At 51.6% G+C, this 25,713-nt stretch carries 24 protein-coding genes and 1 tRNA gene; 10 read left to right on the forward strand and 15 right to left on the reverse strand.

The features are described 5' to 3' along the window. Position 1 precedes the first annotated feature (1 nt). The 10 genes from pal to AC4IE8_RS16265 all read right to left on the reverse strand — a co-directional run bounded on the left by pal (position 2) and on the right by AC4IE8_RS16265 (position 7,302). A complete protein-coding gene (pal, locus tag AC4IE8_RS16220; RefSeq protein ID WP_068995561.1) occupies positions 2–547 on the reverse strand; it encodes a peptidoglycan-associated lipoprotein Pal in 546 nt (181 codons plus the stop codon). 26 nt (positions 548–573) lie between these two features. Further along, positions 574–1,866, reverse strand: coding sequence for a Tol-Pal system beta propeller repeat protein TolB (gene tolB / locus AC4IE8_RS16225; RefSeq protein ID WP_068995560.1), 1,293 nt, complete (start codon positions 1,864–1,866; stop codon positions 574–576). Between the two features lie 12 nt (positions 1,867–1,878). Beyond that, positions 1,879–2,745 carry a cell envelope integrity protein TolA gene (tolA, locus tag AC4IE8_RS16230; RefSeq protein ID WP_490791473.1) on the reverse strand — a complete coding sequence of 289 codons (867 nt, stop codon included), beginning with the start codon at positions 2,743–2,745 and terminating at the stop codon, positions 1,879–1,881. 2 nt (positions 2,746–2,747) lie between these two features. Then, positions 2,748–3,173: a protein TolR gene (gene tolR / locus AC4IE8_RS16235; RefSeq protein ID WP_068995559.1), complete on the reverse strand. Its 426-nt coding sequence runs from the start codon at positions 3,171–3,173 to the stop codon at positions 2,748–2,750. A gap of 16 nt (positions 3,174–3,189) precedes the next feature. Further along, positions 3,190–3,864, reverse strand: coding sequence for a protein TolQ (gene tolQ / locus AC4IE8_RS16240; RefSeq protein ID WP_068995558.1), 675 nt, complete (start codon positions 3,862–3,864; stop codon positions 3,190–3,192). Next, positions 3,854–4,276, reverse strand: a complete 423-nt coding sequence (ybgC, locus tag AC4IE8_RS16245; protein WP_068995557.1) for a tol-pal system-associated acyl-CoA thioesterase — start codon at positions 4,274–4,276, stop codon at positions 3,854–3,856. Before ybgC ends, tolQ begins: the two co-directional genes overlap by 11 nt. 112 nt (positions 4,277–4,388) lie before the next feature. Then, positions 4,389–5,441 carry a Holliday junction branch migration DNA helicase RuvB gene (ruvB, locus tag AC4IE8_RS16250; RefSeq protein WP_490791474.1) on the reverse strand — a complete coding sequence of 351 codons (1,053 nt, stop codon included), beginning with the start codon at positions 5,439–5,441 and terminating at the stop codon, positions 4,389–4,391. Then, entirely contained in the window at positions 5,438–6,046 is a 609-nt protein-coding gene (gene ruvA, locus AC4IE8_RS16255; protein WP_068995556.1) for a Holliday junction branch migration protein RuvA, read from the reverse strand. The genes ruvB and ruvA overlap by 4 nt, the downstream gene beginning before the upstream one ends. Then, complete coding sequence (gene ruvC, locus AC4IE8_RS16260) at positions 6,043–6,555, reverse strand: crossover junction endodeoxyribonuclease RuvC (protein WP_068995555.1); 513 nt, start codon at positions 6,553–6,555, stop codon at positions 6,043–6,045. Before ruvC ends, ruvA begins: the two co-directional genes overlap by 4 nt. Next, the gene (locus AC4IE8_RS16265; RefSeq protein WP_068995554.1) at positions 6,556–7,302 is read right to left on the reverse strand and encodes a YebC/PmpR family DNA-binding transcriptional regulator; all 747 of its coding nucleotides are present in this window, start codon (positions 7,300–7,302) and stop codon (positions 6,556–6,558) included. Positions 7,303–7,556: 254 nt separating this feature from the next. On the opposite strand from AC4IE8_RS16265, the gene AC4IE8_RS16270 reads away from it, so the two are divergent. From AC4IE8_RS16270 to murI, 9 genes are all read left to right on the forward strand, one after another. After that, a complete protein-coding gene (locus AC4IE8_RS16270; protein WP_068995553.1) occupies positions 7,557–9,077 on the forward strand; it encodes an HDOD domain-containing protein in 1,521 nt (506 codons plus the stop codon). A 178-nt stretch (positions 9,078–9,255) separates the two neighbouring features. Further along, on the forward strand, positions 9,256–9,855 hold the full coding sequence (locus tag AC4IE8_RS16275; RefSeq protein WP_490791475.1) for a TatD family nuclease-associated radical SAM protein: 600 nt from the start codon (positions 9,256–9,258) through the stop codon (positions 9,853–9,855). A gap of 5 nt (positions 9,856–9,860) precedes the next feature. Then, complete coding sequence (mnmL, locus tag AC4IE8_RS16280) at positions 9,861–10,778, forward strand: tRNA modification radical SAM protein MnmL/YtqA (protein ID WP_490791476.1); 918 nt, start codon at positions 9,861–9,863, stop codon at positions 10,776–10,778. A 44-nt stretch (positions 10,779–10,822) separates the two neighbouring features. Next, positions 10,823–11,818 carry a ubiquinone anaerobic biosynthesis protein UbiU gene (ubiU, locus tag AC4IE8_RS16285; protein WP_068995550.1) on the forward strand — a complete coding sequence of 332 codons (996 nt, stop codon included), beginning with the start codon at positions 10,823–10,825 and terminating at the stop codon, positions 11,816–11,818. Positions 11,819–11,821: 3 nt separating this feature from the next. Next, the gene (locus tag AC4IE8_RS16290) at positions 11,822–12,703 is read left to right on the forward strand and encodes a U32 family peptidase (RefSeq protein WP_068995549.1); all 882 of its coding nucleotides are present in this window, start codon (positions 11,822–11,824) and stop codon (positions 12,701–12,703) included. 359 nt (positions 12,704–13,062) lie between these two features. Continuing rightward, positions 13,063–15,264, forward strand: coding sequence for a TonB-dependent receptor plug domain-containing protein (locus AC4IE8_RS16295; protein WP_068995548.1), 2,202 nt, complete (start codon positions 13,063–13,065; stop codon positions 15,262–15,264). A gap of 11 nt (positions 15,265–15,275) precedes the next feature. Then, a complete protein-coding gene (locus AC4IE8_RS16300) occupies positions 15,276–16,337 on the forward strand; it encodes an ABC transporter substrate binding protein (protein ID WP_068995547.1) in 1,062 nt (353 codons plus the stop codon). A gap of 28 nt (positions 16,338–16,365) precedes the next feature. Then, positions 16,366–19,068 carry a response regulator gene (locus tag AC4IE8_RS16305; RefSeq protein WP_490791477.1) on the forward strand — a complete coding sequence of 901 codons (2,703 nt, stop codon included), beginning with the start codon at positions 16,366–16,368 and terminating at the stop codon, positions 19,066–19,068. Then, entirely contained in the window at positions 19,058–19,858 is an 801-nt protein-coding gene (gene murI, locus AC4IE8_RS16310) for a glutamate racemase (protein WP_068995545.1), read from the forward strand. Before AC4IE8_RS16305 ends, murI begins: the two co-directional genes overlap by 11 nt. A gap of 59 nt (positions 19,859–19,917) precedes the next feature. On the opposite strand, the gene ubiT is transcribed toward murI, so the two are convergent. Then, positions 19,918–20,409 (reverse strand): ubiquinone anaerobic biosynthesis accessory factor UbiT, encoded by a 492-nt coding sequence (gene ubiT, locus AC4IE8_RS16315; protein WP_068995544.1) that lies wholly within the window; start codon positions 20,407–20,409, stop codon positions 19,918–19,920. Between the two features lie 110 nt (positions 20,410–20,519). On the opposite strand from ubiT, the gene AC4IE8_RS16320 reads away from it, so the two are divergent. Continuing rightward, the gene (locus AC4IE8_RS16320; RefSeq protein WP_068995543.1) at positions 20,520–21,449 is read left to right on the forward strand and encodes a TauD/TfdA family dioxygenase; all 930 of its coding nucleotides are present in this window, start codon (positions 20,520–20,522) and stop codon (positions 21,447–21,449) included. Between the two features lie 41 nt (positions 21,450–21,490). Here AC4IE8_RS16320 and purF read toward each other — a convergent pair whose 3' ends face one another. From purF to AC4IE8_RS16340, 4 genes are all read right to left on the reverse strand, one after another. Beyond that, a complete protein-coding gene (gene purF / locus AC4IE8_RS16325; protein WP_068995542.1) occupies positions 21,491–23,005 on the reverse strand; it encodes an amidophosphoribosyltransferase in 1,515 nt (504 codons plus the stop codon). Positions 23,006–23,113: 108 nt separating this feature from the next. Beyond that, a complete protein-coding gene (locus AC4IE8_RS16330) occupies positions 23,114–23,650 on the reverse strand; it encodes a CvpA family protein (protein ID WP_490791478.1) in 537 nt (178 codons plus the stop codon). A gap of 51 nt (positions 23,651–23,701) precedes the next feature. Further along, positions 23,702–23,777 (reverse strand) — tRNA-Ala (locus tag AC4IE8_RS16335). Between the two features lie 221 nt (positions 23,778–23,998). Beyond that, a complete protein-coding gene (locus tag AC4IE8_RS16340; protein ID WP_068995541.1) occupies positions 23,999–25,702 on the reverse strand; it encodes a glutamine--tRNA ligase/YqeY domain fusion protein in 1,704 nt (567 codons plus the stop codon). Between the last annotated feature and the right edge of the window lie 11 nt (positions 25,703–25,713).

Here is a 25,713-nt window from a genome sequence, read left to right on the forward strand (position 1 = left end):
ATCAGTAGACCAATTCAACACGTCGATTGAGCGCCATTGCCTCATCGGTGTTTTCGAAGGCAGATGGTCTCTCTTCACCATAACTGACGACCACCATCTGGTTATCCGCCACACCCTGAGCCATCATCAGGCTGCGTACTGAGTTGGCCCGGTTTTCACCCAGACCAAGATTGTATTCACGGGTACCCCGCTCATCCGCATGACCTTCCAGACGGACAACGGCCTGTGGATTGGCGGCGAGATAGTCTGCGTGAGCCTGGATCACCTCCAGGTAGTCAGATCGCACCACACTCTGGTCGTAGTCAAAATAGATCACCCGGGTAGCCAGCAGGCTGTTGGGATTCTCAAGTGGATCGCCGTACCACTCTTCGCCTTGTGAGGCGGCAGAGGTGGACGCTTCACTGCCGGCTGCACCCATTTCGCTATCGGCGCCGGTGGATTGTTCAGATACCTCGGCCCCGCCTTCAGTGGTTGGGGTTGAGGAACAGCCGATCATCAACAACAAAGAGAGTGTGATGGTGGCGGATAGTGACAGCACTTTTTTCATGGAAGTTCTCCTAATTCACTCGTGCATTATTTCTTAAAAGGTGACCAATCCGGTTCGCGTACATCCCCGGCCTGCAAGGCAAGACGCTGTCTGACCCGCCCATCGACCGAGACTGCAGCGAGTACGCCGCGGCGACCAGCCTTGGCGCCGTAGATAATCATACTGCCGTTGGGTGCAAAGCTGGGTGACTCATCCAGTCTCCCCTGACTCAAAACCTGCATCACGCCGGTTTTGAGATCCTGCACCGCAATTCGATAGTTACCCTCGTCCTGAGTGACAAAGGTCAGCAGTTTTCCATCGGGTGAGAATGAAGCCCGGGCATTGTAACTGTTTTCAAAGGTAACACGTTGCGCCTTGCCACCAAAAGCGGATACCCGGTAGATCTGGGGTCTGCCTCCGCGATCCGAGGTAAACACCAAACTCTTGCCGTCCGGAGACCAGGCTGGCTCGGTGTCGATCGAGTAGTGACGGGTGATCTGCTGCAGCTTGCGGCTGCGCATATCGTAGATATAGATATCCGGGTTTCCCCCCTTCGACAGGGTAAGTGCCAGCTTGCGGCCATCGGGGGACCAGGCTGGCGCCCCGTTGATACCTTTGAAGGAAGTGACTTTCTGACGTTTGCCGGTGTAGACACCCTGTACATAGACTGCTGACTGGCCACCTTCGAAAGAGACATAGGCGATCTTCATCCCGTCCGGGGACCAGGCCGGTGACATCAGAGGCTCGCTTGAGGTGACGATGGTCTCTGGGTTGTGACCATCCGCGTCGGCAACATTCAGACCGAGCCGGCTCTTGCCGTCAGCCAGCCGGGTTGAGGTGATGTAGGCGACCCGGGTGGAAAATGCACCGGGAATACCCAACAGATTCTCATAGATGATATCGGCAATCCGGTGGGCAGTACTGCGCAAGTTGGATGCCGTGGTGGGGATGCTGTAACCGGTGAGTTGCTGCCCCCGATAGACATCGAGCAGTTGAAACTGCACCTGATAGGTTCCCGCCCCGGTGGACTCCACCTGACCGACGACTAGGTTCTCCACACCCAGTGCCCGCCAGTCTTTGAATTCGACTTCACTATCGGAGGTGGGACGGGAGAGCATATCGGCCCGTGGGATGGTCTTGAAACGCCCACTACGCTGCAGATCCGCATTGATCACCTCAGCCAGATCCATCGCCGGCTGTCCTCTGCCCAGCCTGCCGAAAGGTACCACGGCTATTGGCAGCGCACCTTCAACGCCTTCGGTTATCTCGATGGTCAGTTCGGCTTTCACTACGGAATGACAAGCCAAAAACACCAGCAACATCAAAACTATTTTTTTCATATTAACAATTAGTTATTTATTCGGCTTAAAGTTTAATCTTAATGAGCGGAATGATTCAAACAAAGCGCCACTGGGCACCGGCAGCGGTGCTGCCTTGTAGACCGCGGCCTCAACCGAACGATCGAAAGCCGCATTACCACTGCTGCGGATAATACTGACTCCACCGGGAACCACATCCCCTCCGGGTATCAGCCTGACCTGCACCACACACGAGAGTCCTTCTGTGTTTTGAGCCGGTTTCAACCAGTTGCGCTCGATCTGTTGTTTGATAACCGCACCATAACGATCGATTTCACGACTGTTCTGCTCAGCGGCGATCTGCGCCTGGAGCGCCCTTTCCCGTTCAGCTTGAGCACGACGCTTCGCTTCCGCTTCCGCCTTGCGCTTGGCCTCGGCTTTTCGTTTCGCTTCGGCTTTGCGTTTCGCCTCAGCTTTACGTTTTGCTTCCGCTTCCGCCTTACGCTTGGCCTCTGCCTTGCGTTTGGCGTCCGCTTTTCGCTTGGCCTCTGCCTTGCGCTTGGCGTCCGCTTTTCGCTTGGCCTCGGCTTTCCGTTTGGCTTCCACCTCACGTTTCTGCTGAGCTTTCTGCTCAGCAACCCGTTTCTTTTCAAGCGCCTGCTGACGTTTTTTCTCTTCAGCCTGACGTTGCTTTTTCTCCTGCTGCTGTTTCTTCAGCTGCTGCGCCTTTTTCTCCTCGGCCTTTTTCTCATTGATCTTGTCCAGATCGATGGTGTGTGCCTGCACCACATTGGCCTGGGAGGCGATCGGTTTCGGTTTTTTCTCCCAATCGACGCCAAACACCAGAAAGAATACGATCAGAAAATGCAGCAACAGCGCCAGCATCACCGAAAATGGATTGCGTTTGAGCACCCCTAACACGACTACTTCTCCGGTGATTCAGTTACCAGACCGACACTTGGTGCGCCCCCTGCCTGAAGCAGCACCATCGCTTCCACGACTCGACCATAGGGTACGCCTCTGTCGCCGCGTACCATGATCGGGGTCTTGGGTTTGTATTTGAGTACCGCCCGCACCCGCTCGACCAGGGCATCCTCTTCCACCGGTTGATCCTTATCCTCACCAATGTCGATAAAAAGATCCCCTGCCTGATTTACCGTCACCACCAGGGGCTCGTCCACTTCACTGGAGAGGGGTTCCGCATCCGCCTGGGGCAGCTCAACCTGGACCCCTTGGGTCAGCAGCGGTGCCGTGATCATAAAAATAACCAGCAGCACCAGCATAACATCAATGTAGGGGACCACATTGATCTCAGACATCGGACGACGACGATTTTTGCTGCGACTCATCTGCTCACAAACCCGATCAGGATACAGCCTGACGCTGCAGGATGGTTGCAAACTCTTCCACGAAGTCGTCGTAACGGTTATTCAGACGTTCCACATCGTTGGAGTAGCGGTTATAGGCGATGACCGCAGGAATCGCGGCAAACAGACCGATCGCCGTGGCGATCAGGGCTTCGGCGATACCCGGGGCGACCAGCGCCAGGGTGGCCTGCTTGACGTTACCCAGAGCAGTAAATGAGTTCATGATTCCCCAAACAGTACCGAAGAGTCCCACATAGGGGCTGGTGGAACCGATGGTTGCCAAGGTTGAAAGATGACTCTCCAGACGATCAACCTCCCGGTTCAGAGAGACCCGCATCGAGCGTTGCGCCCCCTGCACCATAGCCATCGGGTCCTTGTGACCCTTGGTTCGGAGACGGGCAAACTCACGAAACCCGGCACGAAACACCGAGGCCATACCCGATTCATCATCCGTTTCACGTTCCAACTGGCGGTAGAGTTCCGCCAGGTCACCACCCGACCAAAAGCGGCTTTCGAAATCATCCGCATCTTTCATGGCACTCTTCAGCACCCGCATGCGATCAAAGATCATGCTCCAGGAGCTGAGTGAGGCAAACACCAGCAAGGCAATGACGAACTGCACGACCGGACTGGCGTTCAGAATCAGATGGGTAATGGAGAGGTCAGTCGACATCCGCAATCTCCAGCAATATATGTTTTGGAATAGGTGTTGGGCGCATGGTCTTCATATTCACACAAGCAATCTTGATCTCTCCCTGGCAAAGTATGCGTGTATCCTCGGCGCGCACCACCTCCTGGTAGAAACTCAGGCTGGCACGCCCCTTCCGTGACACGGCGGCAGACACCTCCAGCGCATCGTTAAAGCGGGCGGGATGATGGTATCCCACATCGACATGACGAACTGCGAAGATGATCCCGTCTTTCCGCAGCAACTCGTCCTGCTCGAAGCCTTTGCTCCGCAGCCATTCGGTGCGGGCACGCTCCATGAATTTCAGGTAGTTGGCGTAATAGACCACACCACCGGCATCGGTATCTTCGTAGTAGACCCTGACCGGCCAGATAAATCGATTATGACTGCTTTTCATACCCCAAGACCGTTATTCGACCGATTCCGCTGCCGAAACTAACCTACTATGATTGTGTGATGTTATCTGAGTTCCCTGATTAATCCGTATTCGCTATTAATGTTAACAGCCCCTAAAACAGTTCATCCTCAGATGGCATATGATCCCCGGATCTTGGGGTCAAGCCAAAATGCAGATAGGCTGCCTGTGTGGCGACTCTACCCCTTGGCGTTCGCATCATAAACCCCTGCTGTATCAGATAGGGCTCCAGCACATCCTCAATCGTGCCCTTCTCCTCGCCGATCGCCGCAGCCAGATTATCAACCCCTACCGGTCCGCCATCAAACTTCTCAATGACCGCCAGCAGCAGTCGACGATCCATGTTGTCGAATCCGTTACTGTCCACCTTGAGCATCTTCAATGCCTTGTCTGCAAGCTCTACCGATATATGACCGTCCCCTTTGACCTGGGCATAGTCGCGCACTCTTCTCAACAGTCGGTTGGCAATTCTGGGGGTTCCCCGCGAGCGTCGAGCCACTTCCCCGGAACCTGGAGCGTCGATACCGATATTCAGGATTCCGGCAGAACGGCTGACGATACGCGCCAGATCCGCAGCATCATAGAACTCCAGGCGTTGCACGATCCCAAAACGATCCCGCAGCGGTGAGGTCAGCAGTCCCGCCCTGGTGGTTGCACCGACCAGGGTGAAGGGGGGCAGATCGAGCTTGATGGAGCGGGCGGCAGGGCCTTCACCGATCATGATATCGAGCTGATAATCCTCCATCGCCGGATAGAGCACCTCTTCCACCACCGGGCTGAGGCGATGAATCTCATCGACAAACAGCACATCGTGGGGTTCCAGATTGGTCAACAAGGCAGCCAGGTCCCCGGGTTTTTCAAGTACCGGCCCGGATGTCTGTCGAAGGTTGACCCCCATTTCATTGGCGATGATATGCGCCAAGGTGGTCTTACCCAATCCCGGGGGGCCAAAAATCAAGACATGATCAAGGGCCTCCTCGCGTCCCCTTGCTGCGGTAATGAAGATCTCCATCTGCTCACACACAGCCGTCTGCCCCACATAGTCGGACAACTGTTTGGGTCGGATAGCCCGCTCCAGCAGATCATCATCTCCCGTAGCCGCACCATCGATCAATCTGGGTTCTTCGTTCACCGGTGATCCTGTCATTTTTTAGCCGCACCCTGCAGAGCGGCCCTGATAAGTGCTTCACTGTCCATGTCTTGCTGTTCCACGCTTTTCACCATCCGGCTGGCATCCTGGGATTTGTAACCAAGCGCCACCAGTGCTGCCACAGCATCCGCATTGGCCGAGACGGGGTGATCTGCTGCAATGGCTTGAGCCCCTGTGCCGGAGACACTGAAAGCGGACAGCTTCGCCAACCGGTCGCGCATTTCGATGATCAACCGCTCGGCGGTCTTTTTACCGATACCCGGCAGTTTGACCAGCGCCGCAACATCCTCGAACTCGACACAGCGAGCAAACTCCTCGGCACTCATACCGGAGAGAATCGTCAACGCCATTTTGGCACCTACGCCATTTACTTTCAAAAGGTTACGAAACAAAGTTCGTTCAGTTTCATTACTGAAGCCATACAGTACATGGGCATCTTCCCGGACGATCAAATGGGTCAGCAAAGTGACCTTCTGACCGATTTCCGGGAGTGAGAATATGGTCGAAAGCGGCGCTTCGATTTCATATCCGACGCCACCCACATCGACCAACAGATGGGGTGCCTGCTTCGCGGCGAGCTCGCCTCTAAGACGACCGATCACGGCTGAAAACCTCTCATACCATTGCTACGCTTTGCATATCCAATCCTACTGCTGTGGGCATGGCTCAATGCCACGGCCAAGGCATCGGCTGCGTCGGCCTGGGGCTTTTTCTGCAGCTTCAGCAACATCTGCACCATGTGCTGGACCTGGGTTTTTTCCGCCCGGCCGGTCCCCACAACAGCCTGCTTGATCCCTCTGGGGGAGTATTCCGCCACCGACAATCCCTGATTGACCGCAGCACAGATCGCCGCACCTCTGGCCTGCCCCAGCTTGAGTGCCGATGAAGGATTCTTCGAAACGAAGACCTGTTCAATCGCCATCACTTCAGGCTGGTACTGGTTGATCACTTCACTGATGCCGGTAAAAATCTGTCCCAGTCTGGGCGCCAGTGCTTCGCCCTCCAGACGTAACACGCCATGGAACAGATGGGTGGTGTGTACACCATCGGATTCGATCAATCCAAATCCGGTAATCCGAGAGCCCGGATCAATGCCGATTATCCTCAGCATTCAACCAACTGCATCGAGGATTTCGTCTGAAATCTCTGCATTGGTGTAGACATTCTGCACATCGTCGAGATCTTCAAGCATATCGATCATACGCAGCAATTTGTCCGCATCCCCCTCATCCAGCTCCGCCTGGGTCGAAGCCACATAGGTAACCTCATCATTTTCCGGCTCTAATCCCGCCTGAAACAGGGCATCCTTCACCTCGGAGAAGCTCTCCGGTGTGGCGATCACATCGATGGAGCCGTCATCATTGGTGAGCACATCCTCAGCGCCGGCCTCAAGTGCCGCATCCATAACCTGCTCTTCATCGGAGCCGGATGCAAAACTGATGATGCCCTGTTTGGTGAACAGATAGGCCACCGACCCATCGGTACCAAGGTTGCCGCCCAGCTTACTGAAGGCGTGACGGACTTCTGAGGCTGTGCGATTGCGGTTGTCGGTCATGCAATCCACCATCACGGCCGTGCCACCGGGCCCATAACCTTCATAGCGAATCTCATCGTAATTCTCACCATCGCTGCCGCCGGCACCCCGTTTGATCGCCCGTTCAATGGTATCTTTGGGCATGTTGGCGCCAAGTCCTTTGTCCATTGCCAGACGCAATCGGGGGTTGGCATTGGGATCACCACCCCCCATGCGGGCAGCGACTGTGATCTCACGGATCAATTTGGTCCAGATCTTGCCGCGCTTTTTATCATTTGCAGCCTTTTTATGCTTGATATTGGCCCACTTACTGTGTCCTGCCATACAAACCTCTCAATACCGAATATTCAAACCGGTTAGTTTAACACCCCCCCGTTCCCGCAGAAACCAAGTAATTTTCCCTACCGACCAACAGGCAGATTACCGGTTGCTGGACCAATCAGACCTTGCCAGCGCATCGCATAGGTTTTATCTTGGAGCGATAAACTAAAAAACCGATACTCTGGTAGCGTTTTATCAATAAACCCCGGGGTGTTTCTGAATGCAGAAAACCTCATCAACCATAATATTTGCAGGCTATGTCCCAAACCGTTGAAGCGTGGGTACGGCAGCTCTCGTCTGAGCCCCTTCCCGTCATGCAGCGCACCCTGACCCAGGTCAGGGACCTACTCAATAAATCCAGTGTTAACCATAACCGGCTTTCGGAAGTGATCTCCCGAGATCCGGGGTTCAGCCTGTATGTGATGCAAAAGCTCAGCCAGCTACCCACTCAACCCAAGGAGCCGATCACCCGAATCACACTGGCCATCCCGATGCTGGGGATGGAGTTGATCGAACAGGCGAGTAAAACCCTGCCTTCGCTCGAGGATAAACTGAAAGGTCCCCCAAGACGCGGTCTCTACAATGGCTACAGTCGGGCGGCTCATGCAGCACTTTATGTCCGCAGTTTGGCCAAGATGCGGAATCTGCCGGACACGGATGGACTCTATACCGGGGCCCTGCTGCACGATATCGGCGAGATGGCCCTGTGGTCTGTGGTTCCGGATGAGATGCAACGTGTGCAAAACAAAATTCTCGGTGGGGATGACCGGGAGAGTGTTGCCAAAGCCGAGTTGGGCTGTACATTCGAGACACTCAATATCCGCTTGAGCGAACGTTGGCAGCTACCGGATCTGATCATAGAGTCACAGGGCATCTCCAACAGTTTTCTGCCCAAACCCCTCTCTGTGATGCTCTCCTCAGCGATTGCCAGAGAAACCAGCCTGGGTTGGCGGCGGGAAAAGACCATCGGGAATCTGGAGCTGTTGGCCGAGTTCCTGGAAATCCCCCAGGAAAATGCCATCTCAGCCCTACACCAGCTGGCTGCGGAAGCCGCACGGGATCTGCACACCCTTCCCCTGCCGCTACCGGGTTTCTATATCATCAGCGGTGATCCGAAGCCCACCACAAAGCCTGCCAGTAAAAAATCGGAGCAACCAGCCAAAAGTCCTCCCCCGCCGAAAAAGGCTGTAGCGGAAAAACCTCAACCGGCACCAGTTCAGAAGGCTGAGCCCAGCACCGGCAAGTCAGTGCCTGAAGCGGAAACGCCACCACCGAAACAGCAAAAGCCTGCCGCCGTCAGCAACACGCCTGCGCCACCGGCGCAAAAGAGCAACCCTTTGCAGGAGATGCTCAACAGCGCCTTGCAACAGATGCACGATGATCTCGGCCTGAGCCGCACCATGTTTGCCATGCTTACCCCCGATCACGCCATGATCAGGTCCCGCCTGGTCATAGAGTCGGAACAGCAACTGTCCCTGAAAGGATTTGCATTAGACACAAAAAAACCGAGTCTATTCAAGATATTATTAACCAAACCTCAAGCAATTATCCTGAATAAGGATAATGCTGAAAAATACCTTCCCATGATCCCCCAAGAGGCGAAAGAACAGATCAATACCAGTGGATTCGTCTCCATGTCGATCTTCATCCGTAACAAACCGGTGGGACTTTTTTATGCCGATAATGGCTTAAGCGGGCCAGGGGTTACACGCCAGCAGTTCGAGAACTTCAAGGTGATCTGCCAGAAAATGATGAAGACAATGGGTGGCGGTAAATAAGTAGTGCACGATTACTGCAGACCGCCTCTCTTGGAATCCAACAATCCCTCTGATCTAAATAAGTGTAAAAAACCGGTTGTACTATCCTTTTGTCTCAGTGATTGACTTGACCAAAGTCATTGTTTCGCTCAATTCAAACGCTAGGATAGCCTCTCTAAACTCACTCTATGAGAGCATCGTGCAACAGCAGATCAGCTACCAAATCGGCAACAATCTCTATCTCAGCATTACTGACCGCTGCACCCTTGAGTGTGCTTTCTGCCCAAAGACCCAGGGTGATATGACGGTACAGGGTTACGATCTGACCATTCACCACCGCCCCACGGCTGAAGAGGTGATCACATCCCTTGGCGATGTGTCCAAATATGATGAGGTTGTCTTTTGTGGCTATGGCGAACCCACGCTCAGGCTCAATGTACTGCTGGAGGTCGCCCGCCATGTCAAACAGCACGGCGGACGTGTGCGGGTCAATACGGATGGACTCTCCAACCTGGTGCACAAACAAGACACCCTGCCTGAGTTGGCGGAATGCGTCGATGCCCTATCGGTCTCGCTGAACGCGCAAAACAGTGAGATTTACGATCAGCACTGCCGTCCCAACCTGCCTGGCTCCTACCAGGCCATGCTGGCATTTCTTGATCGGGCAACAAAATATATCCCGGATGTGACTGCCACGGCGATCGTTGGCCTGGATGGGGTCGATATTGAAGCCTGCGAAGGTATCGCAAGACAACTGAAAGTGAAATTTCGTCGCCGCGAACTCAATGTTGTGGGCTGATCCTCATGACCACCCTGGCTGAACAACTCCCCACATTCGGGCAGTATCTGCTCAATCGATATGGGGAGAGAGTGCATAAAATTGCGCTTGATACAGCGTTCACCTGCCCTAACAGAGACGGTACCAAAGGACTTGGCGGCTGCACTTTCTGCAACAACGTCTCGTTCAGCCCCAATGGTCGCCGCCCGAAACCGATCAACGAGCAGTTGCAAGCCGGCCGGGAGGTTATTCGAAAGCGTACCGGTGCAAAAAAATATCTTGCCTATTTTCAAGCATATACAAACACCTACGACTCACTTGAGCGGCTGACGGAACGCTATGATGAGGCACTTGCCGAGCAGGACGTCATCGGGCTCTCGATCGGCACCCGGCCTGACTGCGTTCCCGACGGGGTATTGGAATTACTCTCCGGTTATCAGGCACAAGGTTATGAGATCTGGCTGGAACTTGGCCTGCAATCCGCTTTTGATGAGACCCTGGAACAGGTCAATCGGGGACATGGGTTCGCCGAATACCAGGATGCGGTACTCAGAGCGAGAAGCCGAGGCATCAAGGTCTGCACCCATTTGATCGCCGGTCTACCTGGTGAAACTGTCCAGCATAACCGGGAGAGTCTACGGCGGGTTACAACGCTCGGTACAGACGGCCTCAAGCTGCACCCGCTGCATGTGGTCAAAGGAACCCAGCTGGCAAACAGTTGGCGAAACGGCGAATACACCCCTTTGACGATGAACGAATATATCCAGATCGCTGCCGATCTGGTGGAACAGGCCCCCGACAACATCGTCTGGCACAGACTAACCGGCACCGCTTCCGAAAAAATTCTTCTGACACCCGCCTGGTGCACACTGAAATGGCGGGTGTTAAATGGCATCACCCGGGAACTGCAGCGTCGCCGCCAGAGCTGCCGAAACGTCGCCTGAATTCATATGAACTATTTGCCGGATTATTAACTATGAGAAGCAATATGGAACTGGTCTGCCCGGCCGGCAATCTACCCTCCCTCAAAGCAGCCGTCGATAACGGTGCGGACGCGGTCTACTTTGGGCTGCAAAACGATACCAACGCCCGCCATTTTCCCGGACTCAACTTTAATCTGAAACGGGCCAGAGAAGGGATCAGTTATGCTAAATCCCGCGGTAAACGGGTCTTCATGGCGATCAACACCTACCCTAGACCTGAGGGCTGGGAACGTTGGTGTCAGGCGGTGGATAGCGCTGCATCACTTGGTGTTGATGCCCTGATCTGCGCCGACATCGGTATCCTGGGGTATGCCCATAACAGCTATCCCGACCTGAACCTGCATCTGTCCGTTCAAGCCTCGAGCACCAACTATGAAGCACTGGCGTTTTATGCCGACTCATTTGACATTAAGCGGGCCGTGCTGCCACGGGTGTTATCACTCAGCCAGGTCAAGCAGGTGATCGAAAATACCCAGGTCGAGATAGAGATTTTCGGTTTCGGCAGCCTTTGTGTGATGGTTGAGGGACGTTGCATACTCTCCTCCTATGTTACCGGTGAATCACCCAACACCCACGGCGCCTGCTCCCCGGCACAATTTGTTGAATATCGGGAGACAAGTGAAGGGCTGGAATCCCGTCTCAACGGTATCCTGACCGACCGATATGGCCGGGAGGAACAGGCCGGTTATCCCACCATATGCAAAGGTCGTTTTGCCGTGGGAGACAACACTTACTATGCCATCGAAGAGCCCACCTCTCTGAATACACTGGAGCTTCTGCCCCAACTCTATGAGTCGGGGGTCAGGGCGATCAAAATCGAAGGTCGACAACGGGCGCCTGCGTATATCGCCCAAGTTACCAAAATTTGGCGTGCCGCCATCGACGCCTGTCAGCGCGACCCGCAAAGTTATCAGCCACAAGCCGCCTGGCAAAGTGCCCTCGACCAGGTTTCAGAAGGCAACTCAACCACCCTCGGCCCCTATTACAGACCCTGGCAGTAATTCATGAGCACCAATCCTAAGTTGTCACTCGGACCCATTCTGTTCTACTGGCCGAAAGAAGAGATCTACCAATTCTATGAGCAGGCGGCAGAAATGCCGGTAGACATCATCTATCTGGGTGAAACCGTCTGTTCCAAGCGTCGCAGCCTGAAGACTCAGGATTGGATCGACATCGCAACCAAACTGAATGAGCAGAGCGACAAACAGATCGTACTCTCCACGCTGGCACTGCTGGAGGCCGAATCCGAACTGAAGACTCTCAGAAAAATCTGTGAAAATGGCCGTTTTACCGTGGAGGCCAACGACATAGGCGCCGTACAGATCCTGCATGAAAGAAGTTTGCCTTTCACTACCGGGCCGAGCATAAACATCTACAATGCGGAAACCCTGAAACATCTTGCTGCGAAAGGGCTCACCCGTTGGGTGATGCCGCTTGAACTGGGCAGGGAGACTTTGCAGCAGATGCAACAGCAGCGACCGCAAGGCGTTGAGACGGAAGTTTTCTGTCACGGACGCATGCCACTGACACTCTCGGCACGCTGCTTCACCGCCCGCTCCCATAATCTGCCCAAGGATGACTGTCAGTACAAATGCATCGAATATCCTGAGGGGAGACTCCTCTCAACCCAGGATGGTGAGACTCTGCTGGCCTTAAATGGCATCCAAACCGTCTCGGCAAAAAGCTGCAATCTACTACCGGAACTGGCGGAGCTGAAACGACTCGAAGTCGATATTCTCCGCATCAGTCCGCAATACAGACACACTGAAAAAATCGTCACAGCCTATTCCCAGGCATTGGCGGGTGATCAACCTGAAGATTTGCAGCAATATATCCCGCTTGGCAGCTGCGATGGCTATTGGCATGGGAATAGCGGCAACCTGTAGCCCACCAATCTCGCCTGGCCTCATGAATCCCTAGAGCAAGCTCAACTCATACCGAGTGACCTTGTTGGAGTCTGTATAACTGTTTGGTCAGCGGATGACAGATCTCGAGTAGTATTTAGATTCCGACCAATTCCCTACCAATCACTGTAAAATTGTCTTAACCTCAGCACTGCTGTTGTGAATACTGCGGAAAACCCTATGGTTGTAGGAGATTCCGCTCTAAACCAATCGCTGAAAAGTGCTGCTGTAGTATATAAAAATATTTATGAATCAATGACATTGATTACAGACGACCATCTATTGGAGCAACTCGTTAATCATGGATGAAATTACCAATTAATTCCATTCAAGGCCTTCGTATGCTGAAAATCAAATACTACCCCCATTTCATACAAAACCTGTTATGTACTGGGGTACTGCTCTCCTCAACCAATCTCTATGCTGATAATCACCAGGATAACTTCTCAGAAGATTACTTCTACGATGATCTTCCCATTGTGCTCTCTGCCACCAGGTTGAGTCAGTCACAGGCAGATACTCCGACAGCCATGACCGTAATCGACCGAAAAATGATCCAGGCCAGCACCGCGCTGAACATACCTGATCTGCTCAGACTGGTACCTGGATTTACAATCGGTTTCTATGCAGGATCAAGAGCGACTGTCACCTATCATGGACATGCGGATGAGTATGCCAGGGATATGCAGGTACTGATCGACGGTCGATCAATCTATGATCCGGTCTATGGCGGCATACCCTGGTCTGAGATTGCACTGAGTCTGGATGAGATCCTGAGAATCGAGGTCATTCGGGGACCGAATGCTGCCGCCTATGGCTCCAACTCCTATGCCGGAGTGATCAACATTGTCACTGACCAAATCAAAGAGATGCCAAGTACCATGGCCTCGGCAACCGTCGGCTATGGATTAACCCGATATATCGACGCAGCACATTCCGCTGAACTGGGAGATTTCGCCTATCGACTTTCGGCCAGTTATAAAGAGGATGAAGGCTTTGACAATCGAGATGATGCCAGCCGTTCAAAGTGGCTGAAATTTACCAGTGATTACCAGCTTGATGAGCACAACTCATTGAATGCGGAGCTGGCTGTTGTGAGTGGTGATTATGATGAGGGACACCCTAATCTGCTGCAGGAAGAGCGAGAGATCGAATCCAAGTACAACTACCAGTCCATCGCCTGGAATCACTTTATATCCCCTGAAAACAAAGTAAATGTTCAGTTCTACCACAACTATTATGAAGTGGATGATACCTATTACACCCCAACATTATCTGAACAGATCAATGCAATCGACGATTTGCAGGGATTTGATGAATCCTTGCGGCCTGATCTGTTTGCAGCCTCCATTTCAGGCGGCAGATACGATTTTGAGTCTCTGCTGCAAGCGCTGAATATGACCGATTCACCATTTGTCTTCTCCTGGATTGGACTTAAATCACATCGTTATGATTTGGAGATTGAGAATACACTTGAACCGGTTGATGATCTTCGAATAGCTTGGGGTGTGGGTGCACGCCATGACCGAGGCGAGAGTCCCTGGCTTTTCCAACAGGATAAAGCAATCTCCAGAGACTTATACAGACTCTTTCTGAATAGTGAATGGTATGCCACCCCCAGCACGGTTATCAATGCCGGTGCCATGCTTGAAAAATTCGAAGGTAAGAAACAGGTTTTTTCTCCAAGACTTGGGCTTAATTATCATTTATCCCCAAGCAACACCTTCAGAATAAGTGGTTCAAGAGCCTATCGGATGCCGACCATCTATGAAGACAATGTAAATTTGTCTGTTTATCTGGGAGATCAGGATGACGCCCTGAACACCTGGGTGATCAGCACAGAGGAGCTGGACCCGCAGAGAATCGATCGATTCGAAGCCGGCTACTTCGGTAACATAACCGATTATGGATTGAACTTTGATATCTGTCTGTTTCACGAGGAATACAACGACATCATAGATCAGTATGGCAATTTCGACCTGCCTGATCCCGACAGAGGAATCACTGACCCTGTTGATCTGGAGATTCTCTATCAATTTAATAGGTTTTATCAGCGAGGTGCTTTCACCTATACCAACTTTGGTACGGTTGAGATCAATGGTATCGAGTTTGAAATGAATTTCCGCCCGACTAGCAGAGATATGGTATTTCTCGGATTCAGCTATCTGAATGTCAGTGGTAATGAGATAAAGCGACTCAAAGATGGTGTTTTCAGTTATCGGGAGAATGCCGATGAGAAAATTCCCCAGCGCACCTTCAGTCTATTGGCCAGCCATATGTTTGATGACGGTGTGTCCATGAGTTTAGGCTACTATTTTACTGATGAAATGGAGTGGCCTGGTGAGGGTGACGCAGTACCCAACTACAGCCGACTCGACCTCAAATTCAACAAGAGATTGAGCCTGGAAAAGGCAAAAATGGATATCGCCTTGATATTGCAGAATATTCATAAGGAGAATTTTGACTTTTACCATAGCGACAGGGTTGATGAACACAATATCTGGGAAAGAAGAGCTTATTTACAGGCCAAATTAAATTACTAATTCCACTTCATATGACCGGCACAGAGACACATTCTGCTCAGCGAGTCTACCCAGGTAGAGTGTGCCTCTGTGCTTTCAGACAATCGGTTAAAGCAAACAAAAACAAGCCCCTGTCCAGAACCTTCTCGATCCTGGCCATCTTGTTCAGTTTACTTAGTTTGCTCCCTGGAACCGCAAGATCTCAAAACGACTATAACAATATCCTGATCCTTCTCAGCGACAATAAGGATGTCTACCTCGATGTAGCCACCACCATAACCAACTCAACCATTAAATACTGTCGCGATCATGGGTTGAGTTGCCAAAACAGTAACTACGACATCGTTCATATCTCCTCCTACGATCAGCAAATACACAAGCGGTATAAAGCGATTATCACATTGGGCACTCATGCGGCGATTACTTCCGGAAAAAATATCCACAACATAACCATCATCTCCGCCCTAATCCCAAAAAATAATGTCATGATCCAGGAGAATCTCACAACCAATCCGAAGCAGCACTTTCTTTACCTCGACCAGCCTGCAGGCCATAGCCTGGCACTGATCAAGGCGCTGTCCAGTAGATTTGAAGATATTGGCATCGTTGTGGATAGCAAAGACCAAGGCACCGTGGAGTCGCTGCAGGACGCCGCGATGCGGCTGAAACTGAATCTGCTTATCGAGCAAATCTTTTCCAATGACCACGTCGGCACTGCAATCAATAATCTATTGGAAAGAATCGATATTTTTCTGACTACGCCGGACACAAACATACATAACAAATCCACTGTTTCGAATATATTGCTATCCACGTATCGAAAAAGAGTTCCTTTAATCGGCTTCTCCTCGGCCTATGTGAAAGCAGGAGCACTGGCCGCAGTCTACTCCTCACCGGAAGATATCGCTTACCAGGTCAGAGACAATATTATCGCCCACTTCAGCTCAGAACAGATCCCATTAGAGCAACAGATGGGTAAATATTTCTCAGTACTTTTCAATACCGATGTCGCCCGCTCTTTAGGTTTTCCTATCAAGTCTGAATCAAAACTGAAATCGCGAATGATGGATTATATACAACATGATTTTGACTAAACTCAGATCACTGAAATTTCAGGCTTTGATGATTGGCCTATTGCCGGCCTTTATTTTGGCTCTGATGCTGACGATTTACCTGATCAGCACCCAGCTGGAGCAGTTAAACGAACTATTCAATGAGCGCGGAGAATCGATCGCCAATCAATCAGCAGCAATCAGTGTATATGGCATATTTACCCGTGATAAAACCATTCTGGAGATGAGTCTACGACCGGTTTTTCTTCAGGATGACGTTTACAGTATCAAGGTCTTTGATGCCTCAGGTGCACTGCTCTCCCATATGAATAAGAAGGTGGTTGAAAAGAGTAGCAACTTAACCCAGTTCAGCGCACCAGCAATCTATATCATTGAAAATATTGAAATCACCGATTACCCAGACCAACTGCAGGAGACCAATACTGAAAATACCAAGAGTATGGGCAATGTGATTTTAACCCTAAGTAAAACCAGGCTTAATCAAAACAAAACCAGCATCATAAGAAATACCATTATCATGCTGGTAGTGGGTCTGGTTATAACCGCTTTTTTCTCACTTGCACTCAGTCGCTCGGTAATCAATCCGATTGCACGATTGACCCAGGCTGTTTCACGCATGCGTGACGGCGACCTGTCTGCGCGTGTACCTGAGATATCAAAAGGTGAAATCCGCAGCCTTGAGGAAGGCTTCAATGCGATGACCAGCCGGATTCTGCATTCTCACGAAACCATGCAGCAACAGATCAATCAGGCCACAGCAGAGCTTACTGAGACCATGGAGGCTATTGAGATACAGAATGTGGAACTGGATCTGGCAAAAAAACGCGCCCTATCCGCCAGCAAGGCAAAATCAGAATTCCTGGCAAACATGAGTCATGAAATCCGTACACCGATGAATGGCGTACTGGGTTTTACCAATCTTTTGTTGAAAACAGACTTATCTCAACAGCAACGTGACCTGGTCAGCACAATATCCAAATCCGCCATCAACCTGCTCGATATCATCAATGAAATCCTCGACTACTCAAAACTGGAATATGGCAAGCTTGAGCCGGAAACCGCTCCCTTCAATGTAAGAGAGTGCTTTGAGGATCCTACTGTTCTGCTATCACCATCGGCTCATGACAAAGGACTTGAACTGGTATTGTTAGTCTATTCGGACGTACCGAAAACACTGATTGGAGACGAGCCAAGAATACGGCAAATTCTGGTCAATCTGATCAGTAATGCCATTAAGTTCACTCATCAAGGTGAAGTTGTCATACGCGTAATGATTGATGCTGAAACCAACAGTCGATGTGTTTTGAAGTTTTCCATTACCGATACCGGTATAGGGATCGATAATAAAGCACAAAACATGCTGTTCGAATCATTCCAACAGGCTGACTCATCCACCAGTAGAATGTATGGAGGAACAGGACTTGGCCTGAGTATCTGTAAAAAACTGGCTCAATCAATGAATGGTGACATTGAACTATTCAGTAGTATTGGTAAAGGTGCCAACTTCATCGTCTCAATCCCCTTGCCAAAACCCGCCAACAGCAGCCTGAATAAGGAACAAGCATTTGGCTTTCATAAACGCGCCATACTGATCGACAACCATCGACTCTCTTATCTGGCCCTCAAACACACCTTGGAGTCCTATCAGATAGAGGTGATCGACGGGCAGTTTCCTATAGATTGCACGGCTGACATTCAATTGATTGTGCTTGGCTTCTCACATACGGAAATCACCTCAGGTATTGCAGAATTTGAAATTCAACGCCTGAAATCCCGCTGCAAGATACCGTTACTTACATTTCTCAGTGCTTCGGAACGAACCGTGATCGAACAGTTTCAGTCATTGAGTAATGACACCTACCTATCAAAACCCTTCAGCACCAGTAAACTTGAAGAGAACCTGAGGACCATTTTTGCCACCAAAGCGCAGCAACCGGACTTTCTCACTAAACAGAGTGCCGACACCGCTCAACCAAGCCTGGAAAACTATAATATTCTTGTAGTCGATGATAACGATATCAACCTTAAACTGATCAGTACATTAATGAGAGGCAAAGGCGCAATTGTTACAGAGGCCTATGATGGTTTAAGCGCCATTTCAAAAACACAAAACAACCGCTACGATTTGATACTGATGGATATTCATATGCCGAAGATGAAAGGCACAGAGGCCGCAGAGATCATTCGGCGAAATGAACAGGGCTCGAACCACACCCCGATCATTGCATTGACTGCAGACGCTGTACCGGCGACTCGAAATCAGATAGCGGAGTCCGGCATGGATGGTTATCTGCTGAAACCGATTGATGAACCCCAAATGTGGTCCGTAATCAATAATATATTTTCACAGGATTCCACAGATTCAATGATCGTATCTCAGCAGCAAATGTCTGAGTCTGTTATGTCGTTCGGTGAGCTGCCGGTCAGGGATATGGATAAACTGCTGGCAATAACCGGTGGTGATCAAAAACTTGCCGATGAGATGTTCAAGCAACTCTGCCTGGAACTGCCTCAACAGCTTTTAGCTATCAAAAAACTCATCGATCTATCTGACTGGAATAATCTCAAAGAGCTTTCCCATAAAATTCATGGTTCCACCTCTTCATGTGGCGTGCCGGCACTTGACTATAGAGTCAAAGCGTTTGAAAAGGTGTGTAAACAGGAGGACACCGATCAGCTCCTTGTCAGTTATATACAGTTGGAGCATGAGATTGAAAGGCTACTGAAATTTGAGGTTGGTGATGCCGTCTGAAGCAGCGATTGGGATTTTCGATTCAGGCATCGGCGGTTTATCAGTTCTGCAACATGTCCGCTCTCTGCTACCGAATGAGAATCTGGTCTATGTCTCAGATCGGGCTCACCTGCCCTATGGCGAGAAAGACAAGCACTACATTCTTCGACGAAGCCGGGTAATCACACAATTTCTGATTTCACAAAATGTTAAAGCGGTTGTTATCGCCTGCAATACCGCAACGGCTGCAGCCGTCAAGGATCTGCGTGAGACTTACAGGTTACCGATTATCGGCATGGAACCAGGCGTGAAACCGGCAATATCGCTGAGCCAAAGTGGGATGGTGGGTGTATTGGCCACCCATGGCACACTTAACAGCCATAAGTTTAAAGCCCTGCTGCAGCAGCATGCGGATGGTTCGGAAATCATCATCTGTCCCTGTCATGGCTGGGTAGAGGCCATTGAACGAAATGGGCATGATCACCAGACAACCCGGCGAATTGTCTCTCAACAGTTACAACCGATTCTCGAGCGTGGTGTTGATACCCTGGTGCTGGGCTGTACCCACTATCCATTTGTGAAACAGATGATTGCCGAAGAAGCCGGAGCCGGTATATCCATCATCGATACCGGACCTGCCGTAGCTAAACAACTCCAACGGCAACTGTCCACACACGATCTGTTGACTGAGGCAGCTGAGCCCGGTCGTGAGGAGTTCTGGTGCAGCGCGCCTCCCGAGCAGACTCAGAAACGGATCGAGCGCCTGCTAAAGGTTCCCGTTGACGTGCAATTACTGCCCGAACTGGACTAGGATCTCTCAATCCGGCCGCTGCAAGTGAATGACCCGCCCTTCAGGCCGGTTGCGTCGTTTCAAAGCACCCGTTCGTAGAGCCGCGATCCACGCTCCACAATCGTTCTGAATTCCCGGGGTATAGGCAGCTCTTCAGGCTCCACTGCCGCCAGCATATTCTTCAGATGAACACCCAAACCGGTATCCCCATCCATCACCAGATGGCGTTGAAAAAACAGTGTATCGGGATCCTCCCTGCCTGCGATCAACAACAGATAGTCGTAAACAGAGCCGGTAATCGTCAAATCGGCCGGCTGGCCTCCCGCTTCTGCGAGTCTGCCATTCCGCATGGTCAACGCATAATTCAGCGCTGCATCACTGACCTTGATCTGCACGACCTTTGCTTCGAGAAAATCAAGCTCACCCTCTGCGAGCTGTGCGCGGAATACCCGGTTGAGTAAGGTACTCAATATCAAACCATGGGCTTTAACGGGCAAAATCTTCAACGGCAGTGTCAAAGCTTTTGGCATCAATGGGCGTCTGGATACGGCATACATGGCAAAGAGCCTCATCAGTAAAAATTGATCTTTTCCTTAAACAGGCCAATGAGATTGGTATTAGCAGGCACGGCCTAACCGCAGTATCATATCAGCAGTTCATTGAATGTGCGAAAATCCGGACCATGCCAAGCCAAGCATTATCACCCTTTAATCCCGACAATTCAGACAGTTATGCAGCCTGGCGGGATGCAAAACTGAAGCACTATCCAAGCTCATTGGAGTCGTTGATCGTGGAGATCGGTGACCCACGGAATATCACCCAGGCGGAGCATGACAGACTCCAGCAGCTTTGCCGCAAGTCGAATATGGCAATCTGGGCAGGACTTTCCGGGCATGATGCGGACAAACAGATCATTCGGCAGCTGGGCAGTCGTTTCGGCCTGCAGCGACTGGATCACAATATGTGTGCCGACAATGACGCCATCACCTCATTGACCGTGCAGTCTGATGCCCTTCATAGAGGCTACATCCCCTACTCAGATCGACCGATCGCCTGGCACACTGATGGCTACTACAACGACCTGCAACACCAGATCCACGGACTGCTGCTGCATTGTGTAAATCCTGCCACAAAGGGCGGAGAGAACGACCTGCTGGATCATGAGATCGTGTTCATTCGTATCATGGATGAAAACCCGGACTACATCCGGGCATTGATGCATCCGCAGGCGATGACGATACCAGCCAATGTGGTTGATGATGAAGAGATCAGGCCAGCCCGCAGTGGCCCTGTCTTCGCCATCTATCCCGATGGTCATCTGCACATGCGCTATACGGATCGAAGTCGCAGTATCGCCTGGCGTGAGGATGCCTGTTTGAGTGAAGCGGTCAGCTTCCTGAAATCGATCCTGCACACCCCATCGGAGTGGCACTTCAGGGGTAAACTGATGGCGGGTCAGGGATTGATCTGTAATAACGTCTTACATACCAGAAGCGGGTTCGAAGATGGGGACGCTCCCCGGTTGATCTACCGGGCACGCTATTTCGACCGACTTCATGGCTGTGAACCCAGGCTGAGTAACAGCGCACAACCGAGTGTCACTGCCGGCTAAACCCATCAAGCGTGCAATATTGAAGGTAATTTGATCGGGACTCAGCTATCGTTGTGCAGATCGATGACACTTCTGTCCGCCATCTCACTCTGGGATTTGGCGCCATCGTTACGCAACAGTTCCAGCTGCTCCAGATAGGTGTCACTCACATCCCCGGTGACATAATCGCCACTGAATACCGACGTATCAAATCGATCGATATCGGTTTTGCCTTTCTTCATCACCGCATCGATCAGATCCTGTAGATCCTGATAAATCATGCGATCGGCACCTATGATCTCCTGCACCTCTTCAATGGTACGGTTGTGTGCAACCAGTTCACTCGCAGAGGGCATATCGATGCCATATACATTGGGGTAGATCACCGGTGGTGCGGCAGAGGCAAAATAGACCTTTCTGGCCCCGGCGTCCCTTGCCATCTGCACAATCTGTTGAGAGGTGGTGCCACGCACCACGGAATCATCCACCAGCAGAACATTCTTACCTTTGAATTCCAGATCGATGGCATTCAGTTTCTGCCTGACCGACTTTTTACGCACAGTCTGACCAGGCATGATAAAGGTACGACCGATATAGCGGTTTTTGATGAAACCTTCCGTATAGCGCACCTTCAGCTCATTGGCCAGGGTCAATGCCGCCGTTCGGCTGGTATCGGGTATTGGAATCACCACATCCACATCGTGATCCGGCCACTCCCTGAGTATTTTCTTGGCCAATTTTTTGCCCATTCTGGAACGGGCTTTGTGTACAAACACATTGTCGATAATGGAGTCGGGACGGGCAAAGTAGACAAATTCAAAGATACAGGGGGATTTGACCGTATTGGCAGCACACTGCTGGGCGTAGAACTGCCCCTCTTTGCTGATGAAAATCGCCTCACCCGGCTCCAGATCCCGTACCCGTTCAAATCCCAAGGCATCCAGGGCAACGCTTTCAGAAGCGATCATGTACTCCGTACCCTGATCCGTTTCCCGCTTGCCATAGACAATCGGACGTATGGCGTAGGGATCACGAAAGCCGATCAAACCGACACCAGGGATCATCGCAACCGCCGCATAACCACCCCGACAGCGACGATGCACACCGGCAACCGCCTTGAAGATATCTTCAGGCGCGATACGCAGTTTGTTCTGCATCTGCAGTTCATGAGCGAAGATGTTGAGCAGGATCTCGGAATCTGACGAGGTATTGATATGACGCAGATCCTCGACGAACAGATCCCTTGTCAGTTCTTTGGCATTGGTGAGATTGCCATTGTGCGCCAGGGTAATGCCATAGGGTGAGTTGACGTAGAAGGGCTGGGCTTCTGCTGATGAACTACACCCGGCGGTGGGGTATCGGGCATGCCCAAGTCCCATATTGCCTTTCAGCCGCAGCATATGACGGGTATGAAACACGTCACGGGCGAGTCCATTTGCCTTGCGCAAATAGAGCTTGCCCTTATGGCAGGTCACGATACCTGCAGCATCCTGACCTCTATGTTGTAGCACCAATAATGCATCATAAAGGGATTGATTGACCGGTGTCTTACCGACAATACCCACGATACCGCACATGTTCAGTTCTCCAGGGTCTGCATGGGAGCCAACATTGGCCGGGACAGATTATTGAGTCCTTGGCCAGCGTAATTTCCCAAACCATTCATTTCGACCAATCCCTGTCACTCAATAGTGGAAGTTATCAGCAATGTCGCTGGGCAGAAAGCCTTTCAACCAAAGCGCCATCTCCTGAAAATAGGGAATCAGGCGCGATTCACTCCACCACGGATCATTCGGAAACGGTGTCAGACCGGCCAACAGGACCAGAATTGCCACCATGACCGCACCACGGGCCACTCCAAAGAAAATACCGATCATCCGATCGGTACCGCTCAATCCGGTAGAAGCAACCAATACTTTCATGAAGTGGTTGATAATCGCACCGAGGATCAGGATACCGATCAGAATAAGCCCGAAGGCCACACCAAGCCGTATCGAGGGCACATCGATCCAGGGAGTCAGTTCCACGGCGAGGGGACGAAAGAAGAGCCAGGCGATTGTGAATGCAGCGATCCAGGTGGCGAGAGACAACGCCTCCTGCACAAAACCTCTGATCAGGCTGATGATAGCCGAGAGCGCAATGATGGCGATAATCAGAATGTCGATCCAGAGCATACCGCTACCCCGTCGGGCAATCGAGTGATGACCTTGAGAGGCCAGCATAACCCTGAAAAAGATAGCCCGGAATAAATCCGGGCCAATCTTAATCAAATTTGGTGGAGCCAGGCGGGATCGAACCGCCGACCTCAACACTGCCAGTGTTGCGCTCTCCCAGCTGAGCTATGGCCCCAGAAAGGCGGGCATGTTAGGGGATAATCTCCCGCTTGTCCACTGATTTTTTTCACATCTTCAGCAGATTTTTCGATGCAAACCCCAGCCAATTAACTGACAGAGGTTTTTGCAGCTTCTCCCGCTGTGATCAGCCCCTTGGCACAGGGCAAAATCTCTCGACAAACCAATTTTAATCAGAACCTGCCTGAAGCCACAATTGTGAGCGATCTGGTCATACAACTATTTACCGCCGCCTTTCTCAATTTTTGCCCAGGAGTCCCGCAGGGTGATCACCCGGTTGAAGACCATCGGCTGGCGACCCGCTTCAACACTGTCGAGTATGAAATAGCCTTCCCGCTCAAACTGATAGGCCTGTTCAACCTCTGCATCGGCGAGCACAGGCTCGAAATAGCACTCAGTCAGGGTGCGCAATGAGTCCGGATTCAGGTTATCGGTAAAGCGGCCACCCTCTTCAACCTTATCGGCATTCGCCTGCTTGAAAAGTCTGTCGTAAAGTCGAACCTCACCCTTCACGCCATGCTTGGCGGAGACCCAGTGTATGACCCCGCGAACCTTACGCCCTTCGGGATTTTTCCCAAGAGTATCAGGATCATAGCTACAGCGAAGCTCAACAATGTCACCCTGATTGTTTTTTACCACCTCTTCGCATTTGATCACATAGGCATTTCTCAACCGCACCTCGCCGCCGGTTACCAGACGCTTGAACTTCTTGTTCGCCTGCTCACGGAAATCGGCCTGATCGATAATGATCTCCCGACTGAAGGGGATCTGGCGAACCCCCATCGACTCATCCTTGGGATGGTTGGCCGCTTCCAGCATCTCCTGCTGATCTTGCGGATAGTTCTCGATCACCAGTTTCAGTGGATGCATCACGGCCATACGCCTGGGCGCACGGGCATCCAGGTCCTCACGGATACAGGTCTCCAGCATGCCAATCTCGACCAGTCCGTCGGATTTGGTGATGCCGATGCGTCGACAGAACTCACGGACTGAGGCAGCGCTGTACCCTCGACGCTTCATCCCGGCAATTGTCGGCATGCGTGGGTCATCCCAGCCTTCCACAAAGCCCTCATCCACCAGCTGGGTCAGCTTTCGCTTACTCAATACCGTGTATTCAAGATTGAGTCGTGAGAACTCGATCTGCTGGGGATGAGATGGAATGGTGATGTTATCCAGCACCCAGTCATACAGGGGACGATGATCCTCAAATTCCAGGGTACAAAGGGAGTGGGTAATCCCCTCAAGGGCATCTGAAACCGGATGGGTGTAGTCATACATGGGATAGATGCACCAGGCTTCACCTGTCTGGTGATGAATCACCCCATGACGGATCCGGTAGAGGGTCGGATCCCGCATATTCATATTCGGCGAAGCCATGTCGATTTTAGCCCGCAGCACCCGCTCTCCATCAGCAAAATCACCGGCTTTCATGCGCGCAAACAGATCCAGGTTCTCCTCCACGGAGCGGCTCCGATAGGGACTCTCCTGGCCTGGCTCTTTCAAGGAGCCCCGGTAGGCGCGCATCTGCTCCCCGTCCAGGTCACAAACATAGGCCTTGCCAGCCTTGATCAGCTCTACCGCGAAATCGTAGAGTTGTTGAAAATAGTCTGAGGCATAGAAGAGACGGTCCTGCCAGTCGTATCCCAGCCAGCGTACATCCTGCTGAATACTTTCGACAAACTCCATATTCTCCTTATGCGGATTGGTGTCATCGAAGCGCAGATTGCAATGCCCCTGGTAATCCCTGGCAATGCCGAAATTGAGCACAATCGACTTGGCATGGCCGATGTGCAGATAGCCGTTGGGCTCCGGTGGAAAACGGGTGTGCACCCGACCATCGTGCTTGCCCTGCTCGATATCCTGGTCGATGATCTGTCGAATGAAGTTCGTCGGTGTGTTGTCGCTCTGATCCAGTTCGCTCATTACTTTGGCTT

This window comes from Candidatus Thiodiazotropha sp. AKAK2 (genome assembly GCF_058244685.1).

Coding starts and splice junctions, on each gene's coding strand:
- AC4IE8_RS16320 (WP_068995543.1), top strand. CDS start 20,520: ATGCCAAGCCAAGCATTATCACCCTTTAATCCCGACAATTCAGACAGT.
- ybgC (WP_068995557.1), bottom strand. CDS start 4,276: ATGAAAAGCAGTCATAATCGATTTATCTGGCCGGTCAGGGTCTACTAC.
- tolB (WP_068995560.1), bottom strand. CDS start 1,866: ATGAAAAAAATAGTTTTGATGTTGCTGGTGTTTTTGGCTTGTCATTCC.
- ruvB (WP_490791474.1), bottom strand. CDS start 5,441: ATGACAGGATCACCGGTGAACGAAGAACCCAGATTGATCGATGGTGCG.
- ubiT (WP_068995544.1), bottom strand. CDS start 20,409: ATGAGGCTCTTTGCCATGTATGCCGTATCCAGACGCCCATTGATGCCA.
- tolQ (WP_068995558.1), bottom strand. CDS start 3,864: ATGTCGACTGACCTCTCCATTACCCATCTGATTCTGAACGCCAGTCCG.
- mnmL (WP_490791476.1), top strand. CDS start 9,861: ATGACCACCCTGGCTGAACAACTCCCCACATTCGGGCAGTATCTGCTC.
- AC4IE8_RS16330 (WP_490791478.1), bottom strand. CDS start 23,650: ATGCTGGCCTCTCAAGGTCATCACTCGATTGCCCGACGGGGTAGCGGT.
- AC4IE8_RS16290 (WP_068995549.1), top strand. CDS start 11,822: ATGAGCACCAATCCTAAGTTGTCACTCGGACCCATTCTGTTCTACTGG.
- AC4IE8_RS16305 (WP_490791477.1), top strand. CDS start 16,366: ATGATTGGCCTATTGCCGGCCTTTATTTTGGCTCTGATGCTGACGATT.
- AC4IE8_RS16265 (WP_068995554.1), bottom strand. CDS start 7,302: ATGGCAGGACACAGTAAGTGGGCCAATATCAAGCATAAAAAGGCTGCA.
- murI (WP_068995545.1), top strand. CDS start 19,058: ATGCCGTCTGAAGCAGCGATTGGGATTTTCGATTCAGGCATCGGCGGT.
- purF (WP_068995542.1), bottom strand. CDS start 23,005: ATGTGCGGTATCGTGGGTATTGTCGGTAAGACACCGGTCAATCAATCC.
- ruvC (WP_068995555.1), bottom strand. CDS start 6,555: ATGCTGAGGATAATCGGCATTGATCCGGGCTCTCGGATTACCGGATTT.
- AC4IE8_RS16295 (WP_068995548.1), top strand. CDS start 13,063: ATGCTGAAAATCAAATACTACCCCCATTTCATACAAAACCTGTTATGT.
- ubiU (WP_068995550.1), top strand. CDS start 10,823: ATGGAACTGGTCTGCCCGGCCGGCAATCTACCCTCCCTCAAAGCAGCC.
- tolR (WP_068995559.1), bottom strand. CDS start 3,173: ATGAGTCGCAGCAAAAATCGTCGTCGTCCGATGTCTGAGATCAATGTG.
- AC4IE8_RS16340 (WP_068995541.1), bottom strand. CDS start 25,702: ATGAGCGAACTGGATCAGAGCGACAACACACCGACGAACTTCATTCGA.
- AC4IE8_RS16300 (WP_068995547.1), top strand. CDS start 15,276: ATGACCGGCACAGAGACACATTCTGCTCAGCGAGTCTACCCAGGTAGA.
- pal (WP_068995561.1), bottom strand. CDS start 547: ATGAAAAAAGTGCTGTCACTATCCGCCACCATCACACTCTCTTTGTTG.
- AC4IE8_RS16270 (WP_068995553.1), top strand. CDS start 7,557: ATGTCCCAAACCGTTGAAGCGTGGGTACGGCAGCTCTCGTCTGAGCCC.